This is a genomic window from Nocardia fusca NBRC 14340 (genome assembly GCF_001618425.1).
GTDB classification, from domain to species: Bacteria; Actinomycetota; Actinomycetes; order Mycobacteriales; family Mycobacteriaceae; genus Nocardia; species Nocardia fusca.
In genome coordinates, this window is record NZ_BDCU01000015.1 from 66204 (window position 1) to 82773 (window position 16570).

The following is a 16570-nucleotide window of genomic DNA, read 5'->3' on the forward strand; positions in this document are numbered from 1 at the left end:
CCAGCCCACCAGCAGACCGCACCGAAGGAACCGCTATGGCCGTACGCAGGCTCAACCACGCCGTCCTCTACATTCGCGACCTGGACCACGCAGTCGACTTCTACACCGCCACCCTGCAGTTCCTCGTCGCCCACCGGGTCCCGGGCCGGGCCGCCTTCCTCCGGGCGCCGGACACCGAGAACGACCACGATCTGGGACTGTTCGCGCTCGGTGACCGCGCCCCGGGCCCACACCCCGGCAGTGTCGGCCTCTATCACCTGGCCTGGGAGGTCGGCACCCTCGGCGAACTCGCCGAAGTCGGGCGCCGGCTGCGGTCCCGGGACGCGCTGGTCGGTGCCTCCGACCATCTGATGTCCAAATCCTTCTACGCGAAAGACCCGGACGGAAACGAGTTCGAGGTGATGTGGCGGGTACCCCGCGCCGACTGGCCCGATACCGAGGACCTGCGCCCCCACCCGCTGGATCTCGATGCCGCCGTCGAACGCTGGGGCGCAGACCTGGCAACCGGCGCGGCGGCGGGTTCACCGACCTGATACACCGCGGTGCGGGGCGCCTCCCGACCTGTTACGTCGCGGCCGGCGGCTTCCGATCTGGTGCGCCGCGGTCGGTACTGTCCTGGATCCGATACGCCGTGGTCGTGGCGCGAAGCCGGGGTGCGGTGCGGAAAAACCTCTGCCGCCCCCGCTCCTGCCAGGTGGACGATGACGGACGACACCCCTGGTCCGATCGTCGGCGTCCGGTGTGCCAACGGTTCCCGGGCCCGATGACCGGCGGGCCGGGACGGGCCGGGCGCGGCACTGCCGCCGGGCGAGGCCCCGTGCCCACCCGGTGGCAGTGGTTGCGCCGGTCCGTCCCACCCGGCGGCACGTTCCTCCGCTACCCCGTCGGCCCGTAGTCCTGCATGCTGCCCTGCTGGTCGATCGCGGGAGCTTGCTGCTGGTCGATGGCCGGTCCCTGCTGATCGGCGTCGCCCGGCTCCTGTTGGTCGGTATCACCCGGCTCCTGTTGATCGGTGTTGCCGGGTCCTTGTTGGTCGGTGTCGCCGGGAGCTTGTCGGTCGGTGTCGCCGGGTGCCGGCTCGTCTTCCGCGTCGTCCTGAACGGGCAGGCCGAGACCCAGAAGCAGGTCGTCGATACCGGGAAGGCCCGGAATGCCCAAGAGGCCGGGTCGGCTGTCCTGCTGGTCGACGGCTCCGTCGGCAGGTTGGGCGGTGGCCGCCGGGGCGGCGAGGGCGACCGCGGCGGGGACGGCCAGTGCGGCGAGCACGGCGGCGGTAGTGGTGCGGATCGACATGTGTAACCCCTTCTCTCTCGGTGATCGGGTGGGAAGTGGTACGCGTGCGGATCGAGCACTCCGGACCATACGGGGAGCCGAGGGCGGTCCGAAGCAGGCCGGTCGGGTCGGCGAGTACGTCCGGAGTCGCGCCGCCGGGCTATCGATATTGCCAGGTCAGGAACAACTTTCCGGGTTATGCGACTGTGATGCCGCTCAGCGACGCCGCACGCGTTGCCCGGGAGCGGCTACCGGGCCTTCCTCCCGAAGATAGGTTTCCAGCGCGTCGAGATCGGTAGGACCGACGGCCGTATCGGTGCCACGGGTGAAGACCGTGAAACCGTCCCCGCCGGAGGCGAGGAAATTATTGGTGCTCACCCGGTAGGTGGCGAGCTCGTGCAGCGGTTGCCCGCCGATCCGCACCGAATCGCCGACCACCTTCGCACCCGGGGCCGCGGACTCGTCGTAGGCGTAGGAGATACCGGCGACCGAGAGGACCGCCGGTTTGCTCTCGTTGTCCCACTGCTGTTCCAGCAGTTCGAGGATCTGGCGACCGGTGAGTGTCAGCGTGACCACCTGGTTTCCGAACGGCTGGGTCTCGTAGATGGCGCCGTAGGTGATCGGGCCGGGGTCGATATCGGCGCGGACCCCACCGGGGTTCATGAAAGCCGCCACCGCCTGCGCCGACTCGCCGGTGACCTCGAGCATCGCGTCGGCGATCACCGCACCCAGCGGTGATTCGCCCGTGGCGCCGGCGCGCGGCAGCGGCGTGGCGGCGGTACCGACCACCCGCCCGGCGCGCGGCGCCGCCTGCCCGGAGAAGAAGTCGACAAGTCCGATGACCGACGGATCGGGTTCGACATCCCGGGTGACCACCCGGTTCACCGCCGTCGCGGTGACCTTCCCGTCGGCGAAGCGCAGCGTCACATCGGTGATCAGCCGGCCGTAGGAGGCGCCCTGGGTCACCACCTTGCCGTCGAATTCGCACACATAGGACTGGTGGCTGTGCGCGGTGAACAGCACCTGGACCGCCGGGTCCGTGCGTGCGGCGAGATCGGGCACTTCTGGACCGATATCGGCGCAACCGTTGTAATCCGTGGTTTTCGCCGGTGTCCCCTGGGCGCCACCGTCGTGCACCAGCGCGACCACGGTTTCCGCGCCCGCCTGCTTCATGGCGGGCACATACTTGTTGATCGCCTCGGCCTGATCACCGAACGTGTAACCGCGGATCCCCTCGGGAAAAACGAGATTCACGGTGTCGGGCGTGACCGTCCCGACCACACCGATCTTGTGTCCGCCGACCTCCAGCATGGTCCAGGGCCGTACCTCCGGGGGCGGCTCACCGCGCGAGTTCGTGAGATTCGCGGCCAGGAAATCGAACCGGGCCCCCGCGAACGGTGCACCGGGCGAGCATCCGTCCACCGCGCAGCCGCCCTTGCTCAGCCGCGCCAGTTCCAGCACCCCGTGGTCGAGTTCGTGATTGCCCACCGCGGACGCCGCCACCCCCGTCTCGTTCAGGAACGTGACGGTCGGCTCGTCGTGGAACAGCGACGACACCAGCGGACTGGCGCCGATATTGTCCCCGGCCGAGAGCACCGCACTGTCCGGGTAGGCCGCGCGCAAACGGTTCAGATGGGTCGCCAGATAGGCCGCTCCACCCGCCGGGTACTCGCCGACCAACCCGTTGCTCGCCTCCGGTGGTTCGAGATGACCGTGCAGATCGTTGAACCCGAACAGATGCACCTCGCCGGGGCCGGGGGCGGGAAGGTCATCGGTGGAGACCAGCGGAACAACTCCCGGCGGCGCCGGGGCGGGCTCCCCGGACCCGGCGCACGCGGCAAGCAGGACGAGACTCAGCCCGGCGGCGCAACCGGCCGCGGCCCGACGCAGAACACTCATACCGCCCGACTCTGACACCCCCGGGCGGACACCGGGCGACGACGCGATGAATTCTGCTCCCACCTGTACTTTCGGAAAAACTTTCGCGGCACCGATGAGTTTCCGCGGCCCGCCCGGTCGGTAGCTACAGGGGCGGCGGCCGGTAAATCCGAGATACTGGACCGCCGCCCCACTATCAGAGGTACGACCGCTGTCCGAGGCATACGCGCTCGCGATGAACCGGGGGATCTCCGCAGACAGAATCTGATCGCGTTCCGGTTGCGGCGACGGACCGGGTGTGGCTCGATGAGCTGGCGCTGTCGATCGATTGCGCGCGGTTTGCCGTCCGGTGCCCGCTCGCGCGGGCAGCGGGACACCAAGGAGTTCGACCATGACAATCGGATATGTCTGGAACACGGTCTACGGATGGGCCGACACCGGTTCGGGGAGTCTGTTCCCCGCCGATGCGACCACCGGACTCCAGCCGATAGGTCACCATCTCGCCCACCCCGATACCAAACGCCGGTTCCATGAACTGGTCGCCGTTTCCGGGTTGCTCGACCGGCTGCAACCCGTGCGGGCGGTCCCGGCCACCGAGGCGGATATCCTCCGCGTCCATACCGCCGAGCATCTGGCCCGGATCAAGGAGGAGAGCGGGCAGCCGAAGGGTGGCGACGCCGGTGACGGTTGTTCGCCGTTCGGGCGTGGGGGTTACGAGATCGCGGCGCTGTCCGCCGGCGGTGCGATCCAACTCGTGGATCAGGTGGTCTCCCGGACCATCGATACCGGTTACGCGCTGGTCAACCCGCCGGGACATCACGCGTACCGGGCCGGTGGCATGGGGTTCTGCATTTTCAACAATGTTTCGATAGCCGCCGCCTACGCCAAGGACGTCCTCGGGCTGGCCCGGGTGGCCGTGGTGGATTGGGATGTCCACCACGGCAACGGCACCCAGGAGATCTGGTACAGCGACCCGTCGGTGCTCACCATTTCGCTGCATCAGCATCTGTGCTTCCCGCCGAACTCCGGCTACCTGGAAGAGCGGGGCACCGGTGCGGGCGAGGGCTTCTCGATCAATATCCCGCTGCCGCCCGCCAGCGGTGACGCCGCCTATGCGCACGCCATGGACGAGGTCGTGCTGCCGGCACTGCGCGAGTTCCGGCCCGAGCTGATCCTGGTGGCCTCCGGTTTCGATGCGAGCATCATGGATCCGCTGGCCCGCCAGATGGTCACCAGTGCCGGATTCGCCCAGCTCACCCGCCGCGTGCTCGATGTGGCGGCCGAACTCTGCGAGGGGCGGATCGCGTTTGTCCAAGAGGGTGGATACAGCCCGCACTATGTGCCGTTCTGCGGGCTGGCGGTGCTGCGCGAACTGCTCGGCGATCCCTACGAGCCGGACCCGTACAGCCCGATCGTCTCCACACAAGGTGGGGACGTACTGCTGGAGCACGAGGCCGCGGCGATCCGGGCGGCGGTACCCGGCTCGCTCCGGGCACCGGCCGAAGCGCGGTGATCCCGGGAGCCGGCGGACGAGACTCCGCGCCGCCGGCCCCCGAAAACCGTTGCCGTACCGTTCGGATCAGCTGAACGTACGGTGCTTCGCGATGCCCGGCGCCCGGCGCGGACATCTATTACTGTGTGCTCGCAGTAATCGAAAACCGTTCCCTTTCCGGGAAATTCAGCAAGGAGTGGGTTGATGACGTCCGTCCGGAAGGTCGTGGAGGACTACTACGAGCACATCGACTCCGGCCGGTTGGCCGATGCCGTGCAGTTGATGACCGACGACGTGAAGCTGACCTTCGCCAACGCCGAACCCGTGGTCGGCCGGGAAGCGGCCGCCGCCTCCATCCAGTACGTGCTCGACCAGACCACCAAGATCCGGCACACCATTTTCCACTGGATGGAGCCGCAGCCGGCGGCAGACGGTACGGCCGAGGTCACCTTCGAGATCCGTATCCACTACTGGCTGAAGAACGGCAAGGAAATCGATATCCCCGGGGCGGTGTACGCGAGCTTCGACGCGGACACCCAGTGCACCGAGCAGCGGCTCTACGGCGACCTCACCCAGGTGTTCGCCTGAGCCCGCCGCATATGGTGCGCTGATACGTCGATGGCTCGGACCCGACCGGTCCGAGCCATCGCCATATCAGCGCCGATTCGTTTCCGGCGCTCGGCTCTCCGGGCGTCGCCGGCTGCCGAGTCGTGGATGGGCGCCCCGGTGCCGGGCAGTCCATCGCCTGCCGGTGGGTCGGCGCGTCTTCGCGCCGCGGGTGGCATCGGCCGTCGATACCGCCGGACAGGGTTCGTGATCCGATCCGGGCCCGTGCCGTAACAGGAGTGCGCGCCCGGCGGGTGAGCCGGGCGAGGTGGTCGCGGTAGGGGTCGGCTATCGCCTGCGCCGGTGTGTGCGGGTGCGTTCCGGCGCAGTATCCGCCCCAGACAGTGGTGGATTCCTGGGCATTCGATGTCGGCTTGCCGCGCCTGCACCGTCCATTCGGCGATTTTCACGCCGGGCGGGTGCCCCGTCGCGCACTGCGGGCGCGCTCTTCGTCCTCGGTCCGGCGGCGGTCGCATCGCCTCGAAATCGATTGCCGAATAGTTGCCAACATTCTGCAACTCATATTAAGAGGAATTTGTTGCGGGAAAACTGGTCGCTTGTTATGTTGCCTGGGTCACTGCCGGATACCGCGGCCGTGACCGTCCTCCCCGGCTGTGTGCCGTATCCGCGAGGACGTCTCAACCCTCTCGAGGAGTTCACTATGGGTTCGTTGACCGATCTGCTCACCGCGTTGATTCCGGCACTCGGTTCGGCCGTCGCAGGTGACGGCCTCCTCGATGTTTTCATCGGTTCCCTACAGGGAAGCGTCGCCTGATCCGGCGACCGGTACACCCGCTTTCACCGAAATTCCATATTCGGAATTCCGATAATTAAGCACAATTAAGGAGCACAACATGGGATCTCTCATGGAAATTCTGGGCATGGGCACCGCCAGCGCCGGAGGTATCGGCACGAGTATCGTCAACGCGCTGATCACCCTGAGCGGGGGCACGCCCGCCCCCGGCAAATAGATCGCCGGTCGGAAAGGGGGTCCATCCGATCGCGACGGGTGGACCCCGTGCTCGAAAGCCACGTGTACGAATTGATGATTCCACGAAGCATGACGTCGCCGGCATATCTGCTGGCAATACTGTTCGTTCTCGCCCTCGGTGCGGCACCGCGCGCCACCGCCACGCCGGGAGCGCATATCGTCTCGCTCGCGCCCGGCGCCGGGCGATCGGTCGAGGTCACGGTGCACTCACCGGCCATGCGGCGTGATATCCCGCTGCAGGTCCTGCGCCCGGCCGATACCGATACCCCCGCGCCGACGCTCTACCTGCTCAACGGCGCCGGCGGCGGCGAGGACGCCGCGACCTGGTCCGCGCAGACCGACGTATCCGAATTCTTCGCCCGCGAACACGTCAATGTGGTGATCCCCCGGGAGGGGGCCTTCAGCTACTACACCGACTGGCAGCAGGTGGATGCCGGCCTGGCCGCGAAACTGGGCAACAACGGCCGGAACATGTGGGCGACCTTCCTCACCGAAGAGCTACCGCCCGTACTCGATTCCGCTTTCGGCACCACGGGCCGGAACGCGATCGCGGGGATCTCGATGGCCGCGACTTCGGTACTCGACCTCACCATCCGCGCGCCCCACCTCTACAGTGCGGCGGCGGCCTACAGCGGGTGCGCGATGACCAGCGATCTTCTCGGTCAGGCGTTCGTCACGCTGGTGGTGAGTCTGGGCGGCGGTGATGCCGAGAACATGTGGGGCCCCGCCGGCGGCCCGGGGTGGCGTGAACACGACCCCTACCTGCAGGCCCATCGGCTTCCCGATATCCCGATGTACATCGCCAGCGGCACCGGACTGGCCGGGCGATACGACAGCGCCGACGATCCGCGGCTCGACGGTAATCAGCGAATGCTGTTGAACCAGCTGCTCATCGGCGGCGGAATCGAGGCCGCGGCCGACTACTGCACCCGGGCGCTCCAGCGCCGCACCCAGGAGCTCGGCCGGACCGATATCGTCTACGACCTCCGTCCTTCCGGCACCCATTCCTGGGGGTACTGGCAAGACGATCTGCACCGATCCTGGCCGCTGCTGGCCGGCGCACTGACCTCCTGAACTCACCGCGGCCGCGGTCTCGCCGGGCCCCGCCGATATCCGGCGGGGCCCGCGGCGCGTCAGCCGAGGGCTTGCGCCAGCTCGCGGAACGATTCCCGCAGCAGCTCCCGGTAGCGGTCGGGGTCGGGGTCGGGCATCATCGCCTTGTCGACGCTGAAGGTGAGGACGATCTCCTCGCCTTGTGCCGAGATCAGGTGCCGCAAACCGTCACCATCCATCGGTGGCAGGACACCGAAGGCCCGCAGCACCGGTGCGCCGCGGAAGGTCAGCCCGGCACCCAGCGGCGGAACATTGCTGATCGTGGTGTTGTGCAGCGGAACCGAGGACAGATCGGCGAACGAGCGATGCGCCCGCGCCCAGCCCGCCGCCCGCAACAACCATGCCGGCGCGGTCTCGACCCGAGCGGCGTGCCGGAGTACCGCCGGATCGCTGTGCCGGCGTCGTTCCCGGCGCACCGACTCCCGGATCGCCGACAACCGCGCACGTGGATCGCGGTGGCCGGTGTGCAGATCGACCGTCATCTGGCACAGCTGGTTCGCCGAATCCCATTGCGCGATACCGCGCATCGACATCGGCACCATCGCCGCCAGCGCATCCGGTGGTGTCTCGCCCTTTTCGTCCAGGTAGGCGGCGAGCGCACCGGACACCACGGTCAGCATGACATCGTTGACCGTGACGCGTTCGGCGCACCGGGCGCGCAATGCCGTCACCTCGGACATCGGCAGGAACACCTGCTCCATCAGTACGGTCGGGCCGATCGCGCGGTTGAAGCGGGTCGCGGGGCGTACGGGCACCGGCTCGTGCAGCAGCCCGGCCTCGATCCGGGTCCGTGCCGCGGCGTCCGCCGCCCGGGTACGCGACAATCCCATCGCGAAACGGCCCACACGGTAGGGAAGCAGCACGGCGGCACGTAACGTCGCCGCCGATCTCGACCACCGGTTCGTCGTCGGCGCGGCCGGCGCCTCTCGACCGCCGAACAGCTGCAGTTCGAGTTCCCGGGTCGCCATACCGTCGCAGGCGCTGTGGTGGAATTTCAGGGCGACGACCGTGGCATCCCCCGGGATTTCCGGAACAGCGCGGACTCGGTCGAACACCTGGATCTGCCACGGCGGCCGAGTGAGATCCATACGCGCCGTAGTCATCTCCGCGAGCCGGGCCCGCACCGTGTCCCAGTCGGCTCCCGACGGTCCGGCCACTACGTGCTCGGCGATATCGAGCGCCGGATCCGGCACCCAGTACGGCAGGTCCAGATCCAGTGGGACACGCTGCAATCGCCGCTGGAACAGGGGCGCGAAACCCAGTCGTGCCCGTGCCCAATCCCGCAGCGCGGCGGTGTCCACCGGTTCGGCGCCGGCGGCGTCGAAAACATAGACCGCGACAATATTGGACGGGTGCCGCTCGGTTTCGTCGTAGACGAACACCGCGTCACGGGGCGCCAACTGCTCTTTCGCCACAATGCCTTTGGCCTTTTTCGTGGCGAGAACTCCACTGTTCCCGTATATCACCATGTTTCCTGCCGCGCGGTACCGATATGAAGAATTGCCTGGTCGTGACAGGCAGCTCGGTCGATCCTAGCGTTCCGGCGCGCGACGTCCAGGGGAATCCGGGTGTCAGGAACGCCGAAATTTCAGAACTCGGTGAATTATGGGTAATGCGCGGGGCGGGAATTTTTCGCTGTCTCGGACGGACTATCGGATAGTGCATTCCGGTCGGTTTTCGGAAATAGGTCGTTCTCTCCGCTCTCGGGTATTGTCTCGTTCGCCGGGTGGTGCGATGCCGCCCGTTGGGGTCGCCGCTCCGGTGGCGGATGAAGAACCTCGCATAATAGCGGAGAAGAATTAATCCGATCTGATCGCTGAATATTTGCTCGAGGCGACGTCGGATCGTGGAAAACCTCCGCGTCGCAGCTCGTTCCAGCCGGCGGTGCGGAGCCTGCCCTGCCCGGGCGGCTGCGCGAGGTCCGACTCGGACAACCGAGCCGGGCAGTGGCGCCACGGCGCTTCCGCCGCGTGTTCCTCCCGGCCCGCGCGGCACGGCGCGCCGGAACGACGAGGCCCGGACCGAATACGGTCCGGGCCTCGTCGTTCAGGGCCGGCTCACTTCGGCGCGGTGAAGTCGTAGAGCGTGACCCCGTCCACCTCCTTCGCGGTGAAGTTGTCCGCGACCCACTGGGATATCGCGGAGGTCGTGCCCTGCCGGCCGCCCGGCCCGGAACCGCCGCCGATGAAGTAGTGGATCTGCCCGGAGGCCACGTACTGCTGGAACTGCTCCAGCGTGGGGGAGGGGTCGCTGCCGTTGAACCCGCCGATCGGCATGACCGGCAGCTCGGTGGCCAGCTGATATCCGGCGGCGCCGTTGGCGGAGATGGTGGCCGCCGCCCAGGTGTAGGCGTCGCCGTTCTCCCGCAGCAGCGCCACCAGCGCATCGCTGGGCCTGCCCGCGTTCAGGAATCCGCCGCCGGGCCCGCCCCGGCGGTTGCCGTCGCGTCCACCGGCACCGCCGATCGCGCCGCCGCCGGGCCCGGTCCCGCCGTCGGTCGTCCCGGCCGTGCCGCCGGTTCCGTCGTTCATACCGGCTATCTCACCGGGATTGCCGTTCGTGCCCGTCATGCCGCCGGGATTGCCGTTTGTGCCGGACATCCCCTCGGTGCCGCCGCCGATACCCGGCATTCCACCCGGACCACCGTCCATTCCGACCAGGAATCCCGGCATCTCGCCACCCATACCGGGCGGCCGCATACCGCCGAACATCCCCGTGTTCGGCCCGGCGGTCGGAATCGAGCCGGCATGGCCGGTGTTCAGCGTGTCCACCGTGTAGGCGACCGGTCCGGCCAGACCCACCGCCGCGGCGAGCACCGCCGCCACCGCGGTCGCTCGGCCGGGCAGCGGTACGAGGAGCGCGACCGTCGCGACGATACCGCCGGCCAGTACCGCCCACCGCAGCCACGGCAGGAACTCCGCACTGCGCGAGAGCAACATCCAGGCCGTGGCGGTGGTCGCGCCGACTGCGAGCGCGGCCGCCACCCGCACCCACCACCGGGACCGTTCACGCCAGAACAGCACCGCGCCGATACCCACCAGCGCGGCGACAGCCGGGGCCAGCGCCACTGTGTAGTACTGGTGGAAGATCCCGGCCATGAAGCTGAACACCAGCCCGGTGACCAGCAGCCAGCCGCCCCACAGCAGCACCTGCGCGCGGGGACCGTCGGTGCGGGCCGCCCGGCCGCGCAGCAGCAGTCCGGCGACCAGCGCGACCAGCGCCGCGGGGATCAGCCAGGCGATCTGCCCGCCCTGCATCTGGTCGAACATCCGCGTTATCCCGGTCCGGCCCCACATACCGTTGCCCCCGGGCGGCAGTTCACCGCCCGGCCCGACACTGCCGGTCTCGTTACCGTTCAATCGGCCCAATCCGTTGTAGCCGAGGGTCAGTTCGATGATCGAATTGTTCTGCGAACCACCGATGTACGGGCGGGAATCGGCCGGCCACAGTTCCACGGCCAGAATCCACCAGCCCGCGGCCACCACCATGGCGGCACCGGCGGTAAACAGTTGCGCGATACGGGTGCCGAGCCGCGGCGGCCCGGCGAAAAGGTAGACCAGTGCCAGGACGGGCACGACCAGCATGACCTGCAACTGTTTGGCCAGGAAACCGAACCCGATGAAGGTCCCGGTGAGTACGAGCCAGCGCCAGCGTCCGTCGTCCAGCGCGCGCGTCATCGCCCACACCGCGGCGACCATCAGCAACACCAGCAGCGCGTCCGGATTGTTGAACCGGAACATCAGGGCGAACACCGGGGTCACCGCCAGCGCCAGCCCGGCGATCAACCCCGCCGCCGGGCCGAACGAACGCCGCACGATCGTCCGGACCAGCGCTACCGTCGCCACTCCCAGCAGCACCTGGGGAACGAGGATGCTCCAGCTGCTCAAACCGAACAGGCGCACCGACAGCTCCATGAGCCACAGCGACGCGGGCGCCTTGTCCACGGTGATGGAATTCGCCGCATCGGAGGAACCGAAGAAGAACGCCTTCCACGACACCGAACCCGCCTGGATGGCGGCCGAGTAGAAGGAGTTGGCCCAGCCGTTGGCGCTCAGGTTGTACAGGTAGGAGAGTCCGGTGGCGAGCAGCAGCGCCGCCAGTGCGGGGTACTCCCAGCGGCTCGTGCGCGCCGGTCCGGGAGTGGTCGTGCCGGCCGGGGGCGCCCCGGTTCCGGGAGAAGTCGCGGTCACCGTCATCGAGCGACCTCCTCGGCTACCGGTGTGGGGCGTCGGCTCTCACGGAACACCCAGCGCAGCCCGACGAACCGCAGGAGAGTGGCGATCAGGTTCGCGACGACCAGGACGAACAACTCCAGCTGCACCGGGGCGCCGGGTGCCCAGTGATGCAGGGTGAACAGCGAGCCGCTGGTCACCAGCAACCCGAACCCGAAGATCAGCAGACCCTGGAACTGGTGTGACATCATCCCGCTCTGCCCGCGCACCCCGAAGGTGAATGTCCGGTTGGCGGCGGTATTGCCGACCGCGGTGATCAACAGGGCCGCGAAATTGGCGACCTGCGCACCGGCCATCGGTTGCAGCAGCAGGTAGAGCAGCATGTAGGCGAGGGTGGAGCCGACCCCGACCAGCGCGAACCGCACCAGCTGGCCCACCATGCCGAGCGGCACACCGGGCACCAGCGGCTCGCGGCCCACCGCCGCGCGGAGCTCGGTCAGCGGGAGCGATCCGGTGGCCAGCGCGCGGCCCATCCGCCAGATGCCGCGCAGATCCTTGTAGGCGGTATCGACGATATCGACACGACTGTCGGGGTCGTCGATCCAATCCACCGGGACCTCGTGGATCCGCAGCCCGGCGCGTTCGGCGATGACCAGCAGTTCGGTGTCGAAGAACCACTCCCCGTCCTCGACCAGCGGGAGCAGTTTGCGCGCCACCTCGGTGCGCATGGCCTTGAAGCCGCACTGGGCGTCGGAGAAATGCGCCCGCAGCGTTGCTTTCAGCAGCAGGTTGTAGCAGCGGGAGATGAATTCGCGTTTCGGTCCGCGCACCACCCGGGAGCCGGAGCCCAGCCGGGTGCCGATCGCCAGATCCGAATGTCCGGAGACAAGCGGTGCGACCAGCGGCAGCAGCGCGTTCAGATCGGTGGAGAGGTCGACGTCCATATATGCGACGACCTGCGCGTCCGAGTCCTGCCACACCGTGCGCAGCGCCCGCCCGCGACCTTTGGCGTCGAGGTGGACCACCCGGACTCCGTCCAGCTCATCGGCGAGGAGTTCGGCCACCGCCGGCGTGGCATCGGTGCTGGCGTTGTCGGCGACGGTGATCCGCGCCGGAAACGGGAACCCGCTGTCGAGATGGTCGCGAAGCCGGCGCACACACACGCCGAGATCGGTTTCTTCGTTGTACACGGGAACGACCACATCCAGCACCGGCGGCGCCGCGGTGTGTTCCCTGAGGTCCGCCGCTGCGGCGAGGGTCACGGTCTCGGTCATGTGGACCAGAGTCGGTGGGCGGGCTGGGGCCCGGCTCCAGCCATCCTGGGAGGTAGCTGTGTACATTGCCCCGCCTCCGGCGGGTCGGGCCCCGGCCACGGGTGCGACCATCCGGAACGAGCAGCAGGTATGCCGGCGAAGCCTCGGGCAGTATGGGTAGGCGCACGGCACCGTCAGAGCTCGATGGACGGCCGACCGCATATGTCGGCATCGGGCATCGGGCCCCGGCCGATCGTCAACGCTGACCAGGCGGGAAGGCGGCGCGCCGGGGCCGTCCCGTCCGGTGTCACTGATCGAACGTCGTTGTCCGGGACTCCACTCCGTTGTGGGTATGTTCGTGACACTCCGAGTATGGACCTGCCCACCGACAAGTTCGCCGACTCGGTCGACGTCAGCTCAGCCGCCACAGCGGGGAAACCGGACCGTGGCCTTTGCCCAGGTCGTAGGCGGCTTCCAGGCTGCGCCGGGTCCATTCCTTGGCGAATTCGAAGGCGTCGGGTACCGAATAGCCGTGGGCCAGCGCGCAGGCCAGGGCCGCGGCCAGGGTGTCGCCGCCGCCGTGATCGTTGCCGGTCTCGATACGCGGGGCGGTGAACTCCAAGAACTGGTTGCCGTCGAACAGCAGATCGGTGCTCTGCGCCGAGGTGCGCAGGTGGCCGCCCTTCACCACGACCCAGCGCGGTCCGAGACCGTGCAGCGCCTCGGCCGCGCGGCGCGCGGACGCCGCGTCGGTGACCTCCACCCCGGTCAGCAACCGCACCTCGTCCAGGTTCGGGGTGACGATGGTGGCCAGCGGGAACAGCTTGTACCGCACGGCATCGAGTGCTTCGGTGTGCAGCAGCGGGTCGCCGTGCATGGAAGCCGCGACGGGGTCGACCACCAGCGGCACCTCGGCGTCGTGCCCGATGCCCACCTCCCGGCAGACCCCGGCCACGGCCTCGATGATGTCCCCGGAGGCGAGCATGCCCGTCTTCGCGGCGCCGATACCGATATCGCCGGCCACCGAGCGCACCTGGTCCGCGACCACCTGTGGGGGAATCTCGTGGAACCCGCTCACGCCCACTGTGTTCTGCACTGTCACCGCGGCCACCGCCACCAGGGCGTGCACCCCGCACAGGGCCATGGTCCGGGTATCGGCCTGGATTCCGGCCCCGCCGCCCGAATCGGTACCGGCGATGGTGAGCACCCGGACCGGGGTCTGTCCCGGGGGCGTCAACGGCAACAATCTCACCCGGTCACCCTACGTGGGCGAGGTGCGCGCCCACGTAGGTATCTCGAGTCGGCGATTGTCAGGCCCAGGCTTTGATCGGTTCGGTGCCCAGGGTCCGGGCGCCGGGGTCGGGTAGTTCGACCCAGGTGCCGAGTGTGGAACCCGGCGGGTCAGCGGATGGTGTGGTCGATGAGCCGGCGGGCCGCTCGGTCGGTGCGTTCGGTATCGCCGGTGATGAGCCGGTCCTGCAGGATGCCGCGTAAGCCGGAGACCAGCACCGTGGCCACCACTTCGGGTTCGTCGTCGGGGTTCAGTGCGCGCAGGCCCGCGGTGAGGGCGGTGACGAACGCCGCGGTGGCTTTGTCGGCGTAGCCCGCGTAGGGGCCGTGGGGCGCGCAGGCCGCGCCGAGGACCTGGAGCATCACCCGCACACTGACCGCACCCGAGCCGGTGGTGTTGGCACGCCAGAAATCCCACAGCCGTTCCCGCAGCGCGGCGGCGTCGTGCACTTCGGCGAAGACGGCCGTGAGGTCCGGGCGATGGGTTGCCAGGGCCTGGACCAGCAGTTCTTCCTTGGTGCCGAAGTAGTAGATCAGCATCCGGGAACTGGTGCCCAGGGCGGCGGCCAGCGGACGCAGCGAGAGGTCCGCGAGTCCGCGTTCGGCGATATAGCGCACCACGGCGTCGAGGATCTCGGCGCGTTTGGCGTGGTCGAGTGGGCGGGCCATGGGTTGACTGTAGCGAACGCTACAGGTAATCATGACCCCGTGACTGTACCGATCGCTTCAGAAACTCGGGCGGCGGCGCAGGTGGTCGTCACCGGATACGCGGGCGCCACCTCGATCGCCGGCGATATGGACGAGACCTGGTCGGGCCTGCTGGACGGCCGGACCGGTATCGCCACCCTCGACGACGATTTCGTCGCCGAATACGACTTGCCCGTACGTATCGGCGGCAAGCTCGCCGCCCATCCCGGGGCGCAGCTCACCCGGGTCGAACAGCGCAGGCACTCCTATGTCGAACAGCTCGCCCTCGTGCTCGGGCGGCAGGTCTGGCGCGCGGCCGGCCGGCCGGATGTGGAGGGCGAACGGCTCGCGGTGAGTATCGGCACCGGGCTCGGCGGCGGCGACGCGCTCATCGACGCGGTCGACGCGATGCGCGCCGGCGGCTACCGCAAGGTCTCGCCCATGTCGGTGCCCATGGTCATGCCCAACGGCCCGGCGGCGGCCGTCAGCCTGGAAATCGGCGCGAAGGCAGGGGTTTTCGCGCCGGTCTCGGCGTGCTCGTCCGGTACCGAGGCCATCGCGCAGGCCTGGCGGTTGATCGCTACCGGCGAGGCGGATGTGGTGGTGGCCGGTGGGGTGGAGGGCCATATCCACGCCGTGCCGATCGCCAGTTTCGCCATGATGCGGGCGATGAGCACCCGCAACGACGATCCCGCCGCCGCCTCTCGGCCGTTCGACCGGGACCGGGACGGTTTCGTCTTCGGCGAAGCGGGTGCCCTGCTGGTGCTGGAATCGGAGCGCCACGCCCGCGCCCGCGGCGCCCGCGTCCATGCCCGGGTGCTCGGCGCCGGCATCACCTCCGACGCCTATCACATCGTCGCTTCGGATCCGGCGGGCGAGGGCGCGGCGCGCGCCATGCGCAAGGCGATCGCCGTCGCGGGTCTGACGCCCGCCGATATCGGGCATATCAACGCCCACGCCACCTCGACATCCATCGGTGACGCCTCGGAGGCGGCCGCGATCGAGGCGGTCACGCCCGACGCCTCGGTCTACGCGCCCAAATCGGCGCTCGGACATTCCATCGGCGCGGTCGGCGCCCTGGAAACCATCCTCACCGCGCTCACCCTGCGGGAACAGGTCGTACCGCCCACCCTCAATCTCGAGAATCCGGAACCGGACCTGGATATCGTGCGCGGCCGCGCCCGGCCGCAGCGGATCGAGTACGCCCTGACGAATTCGTTCGGGTTCGGCGGTCACAATGTGACGCTGGCGCTGGGCCGCGCCTGACGCGACGACCGGCGCAGGCGCGACCGGGGCCGCGCCGACCTGTTCGACCGAACGCCGCGGCCTGCGGGGTCGGACGCATTTCCTGGGTCCGGCCCCGGACCGGCGCCGCGGAATGCCGGGTCGGCGCAGATGACGGCCGAATCGGCGCCCGGCCGCCAGCGGATGCGCAACCGGCCGTCCGGGGATCAGCCCGGCACCTTGTCCAGGAATCCCAGCACCGTTTCGATCCGGCCCTGCTCGTCGGTGACCAGAACGTCGAAACCGATGATCACCGGCTCGGCACCCGCGGGCCCCAGGCCCCACTGGAACCGAACCTGACGGTGGTGGGCATCCGGTTCCCCGACCGGGGTGAAGACGAATCCGGGGAATTGTTCGTGCACCGCGCCGATGGTCGCGCCGATCGCGTCGAGGCCGGCCGCTTCGGCCAGCGGATCGATGTAGGACGCTTCCGGGGCCCAGTGGGTATTCAGCAGTTCTTTCCGGGCGGCCGCGTCGGTGGTGTTCCAGGTCTGCAGGTAGGCGGTGACGGTATCTTTCATCGGAGTTCCCT

The 16570-nt window shown here is 68.6% G+C and carries 13 protein-coding genes; 5 read left to right on the forward strand and 8 right to left on the reverse strand.

The annotated features are described in order from the left end of the window. Positions 1 to 35 precede the first annotated feature (35 nt). Positions 36 to 533 carry a VOC family protein gene (locus tag NF4_RS04935; protein WP_063126104.1) on the forward strand — a complete coding sequence of 166 codons (498 nt, stop codon included), beginning with the start codon at positions 36 to 38 and terminating at the stop codon, positions 531 to 533. A gap of 343 nt (positions 534 to 876) precedes the next feature. On the opposite strand, the gene NF4_RS04940 is transcribed toward NF4_RS04935, so the two are convergent. Both NF4_RS04940 and NF4_RS04945 read right to left on the reverse strand, forming a co-directional pair. After that, entirely contained in the window at positions 877 to 1293 is a 417-nt protein-coding gene (locus tag NF4_RS04940; RefSeq protein ID WP_063126105.1) for a hypothetical protein, read from the reverse strand. A 195-nt stretch (positions 1294 to 1488) separates the two neighbouring features. Next, entirely contained in the window at positions 1489 to 3171 is a 1683-nt protein-coding gene (locus NF4_RS04945; RefSeq protein ID WP_063126123.1) for a bifunctional metallophosphatase/5'-nucleotidase, read from the reverse strand. A gap of 370 nt (positions 3172 to 3541) precedes the next feature. Between NF4_RS04945 and NF4_RS04950 the strand changes: the two genes are divergently transcribed. From NF4_RS04950 to NF4_RS04960, 3 genes are all read left to right on the forward strand, one after another. Continuing rightward, entirely contained in the window at positions 3542 to 4663 is a 1122-nt protein-coding gene (locus tag NF4_RS04950; RefSeq protein ID WP_063126106.1) for a class II histone deacetylase, read from the forward strand. Positions 4664 to 4846: 183 nt separating this feature from the next. Further along, positions 4847 to 5230, forward strand: coding sequence for a nuclear transport factor 2 family protein (locus NF4_RS04955; protein ID WP_063126107.1), 384 nt, complete (start codon positions 4847 to 4849; stop codon positions 5228 to 5230). 1078 nt (positions 5231 to 6308) lie between these two features. Next, positions 6309 to 7313 (forward strand): alpha/beta hydrolase, encoded by a 1005-nt coding sequence (locus NF4_RS04960; RefSeq protein WP_232330323.1) that lies wholly within the window; start codon positions 6309 to 6311, stop codon positions 7311 to 7313. A gap of 59 nt (positions 7314 to 7372) precedes the next feature. Here the strand turns inward: NF4_RS04960 and NF4_RS04965 are convergent, their stop codons facing one another. The 5 genes from NF4_RS04965 to NF4_RS04985 form a co-directional block, all read right to left on the reverse strand. Beyond that, a complete protein-coding gene (locus NF4_RS04965; RefSeq protein ID WP_084532864.1) occupies positions 7373 to 8821 on the reverse strand; it encodes a wax ester/triacylglycerol synthase family O-acyltransferase in 1449 nt (482 codons plus the stop codon). Positions 8822 to 9409: 588 nt separating this feature from the next. Continuing rightward, a complete protein-coding gene (locus tag NF4_RS04970; protein ID WP_063126108.1) occupies positions 9410 to 11548 on the reverse strand; it encodes a glycosyltransferase family 39 protein in 2139 nt (712 codons plus the stop codon). Beyond that, positions 11545 to 12798 (reverse strand): bifunctional glycosyltransferase family 2/GtrA family protein, encoded by a 1254-nt coding sequence (locus NF4_RS04975; protein WP_063126109.1) that lies wholly within the window; start codon positions 12796 to 12798, stop codon positions 11545 to 11547. Before NF4_RS04975 ends, NF4_RS04970 begins: the two co-directional genes overlap by 4 nt. A 391-nt stretch (positions 12799 to 13189) precedes the next feature. Next, positions 13190 to 14029 (reverse strand): bifunctional hydroxymethylpyrimidine kinase/phosphomethylpyrimidine kinase, encoded by an 840-nt coding sequence (thiD, locus tag NF4_RS04980; RefSeq protein ID WP_063126110.1) that lies wholly within the window; start codon positions 14027 to 14029, stop codon positions 13190 to 13192. A 149-nt stretch (positions 14030 to 14178) separates the two neighbouring features. Next, positions 14179 to 14736, reverse strand: coding sequence for a TetR/AcrR family transcriptional regulator (locus NF4_RS04985; protein WP_063126111.1), 558 nt, complete (start codon positions 14734 to 14736; stop codon positions 14179 to 14181). Between the two features lie 39 nt (positions 14737 to 14775). On the opposite strand from NF4_RS04985, the gene NF4_RS04990 reads away from it, so the two are divergent. Next, positions 14776 to 16020 carry a KasA/KasB family beta-ketoacyl-ACP synthase gene (locus NF4_RS04990; RefSeq protein ID WP_063126112.1) on the forward strand — a complete coding sequence of 415 codons (1245 nt, stop codon included), beginning with the start codon at positions 14776 to 14778 and terminating at the stop codon, positions 16018 to 16020. Between the two features lie 185 nt (positions 16021 to 16205). On the opposite strand, the gene NF4_RS04995 is transcribed toward NF4_RS04990, so the two are convergent. Beyond that, positions 16206 to 16570, reverse strand: a 365-nt coding sequence (locus tag NF4_RS04995) for a nuclear transport factor 2 family protein (protein ID WP_439956733.1), incomplete at its 5' end; no start/stop codon positions are given.

Excerpts from the sequence above, each read along its gene's own strand:
- NF4_RS04935 (WP_063126104.1), top strand. The coding sequence starts at position 36 with ATGGCCGTACGCAGGCTCAACCACGCCGTCCTCTACATTCGCGACCTG.
- NF4_RS04940 (WP_063126105.1), bottom strand. The coding sequence starts at position 1,293 with ATGTCGATCCGCACCACTACCGCCGCCGTGCTCGCCGCACTGGCCGTC.
- NF4_RS04945 (WP_063126123.1), bottom strand. The coding sequence starts at position 3,171 with ATGAGTGTTCTGCGTCGGGCCGCGGCCGGTTGCGCCGCCGGGCTGAGT.
- NF4_RS04950 (WP_063126106.1), top strand. The coding sequence starts at position 3,542 with ATGACAATCGGATATGTCTGGAACACGGTCTACGGATGGGCCGACACC.
- NF4_RS04955 (WP_063126107.1), top strand. The coding sequence starts at position 4,847 with ATGACGTCCGTCCGGAAGGTCGTGGAGGACTACTACGAGCACATCGAC.
- NF4_RS04960 (WP_232330323.1), top strand. The coding sequence starts at position 6,309 with ATGACGTCGCCGGCATATCTGCTGGCAATACTGTTCGTTCTCGCCCTC.
- NF4_RS04965 (WP_084532864.1), bottom strand. The coding sequence starts at position 8,821 with ATGGTGATATACGGGAACAGTGGAGTTCTCGCCACGAAAAAGGCCAAA.
- NF4_RS04970 (WP_063126108.1), bottom strand. The coding sequence starts at position 11,548 with ATGACGGTGACCGCGACTTCTCCCGGAACCGGGGCGCCCCCGGCCGGC.
- NF4_RS04975 (WP_063126109.1), bottom strand. The coding sequence starts at position 12,798 with ATGACCGAGACCGTGACCCTCGCCGCAGCGGCGGACCTCAGGGAACAC.
- NF4_RS04985 (WP_063126111.1), bottom strand. The coding sequence starts at position 14,736 with ATGGCCCGCCCACTCGACCACGCCAAACGCGCCGAGATCCTCGACGCC.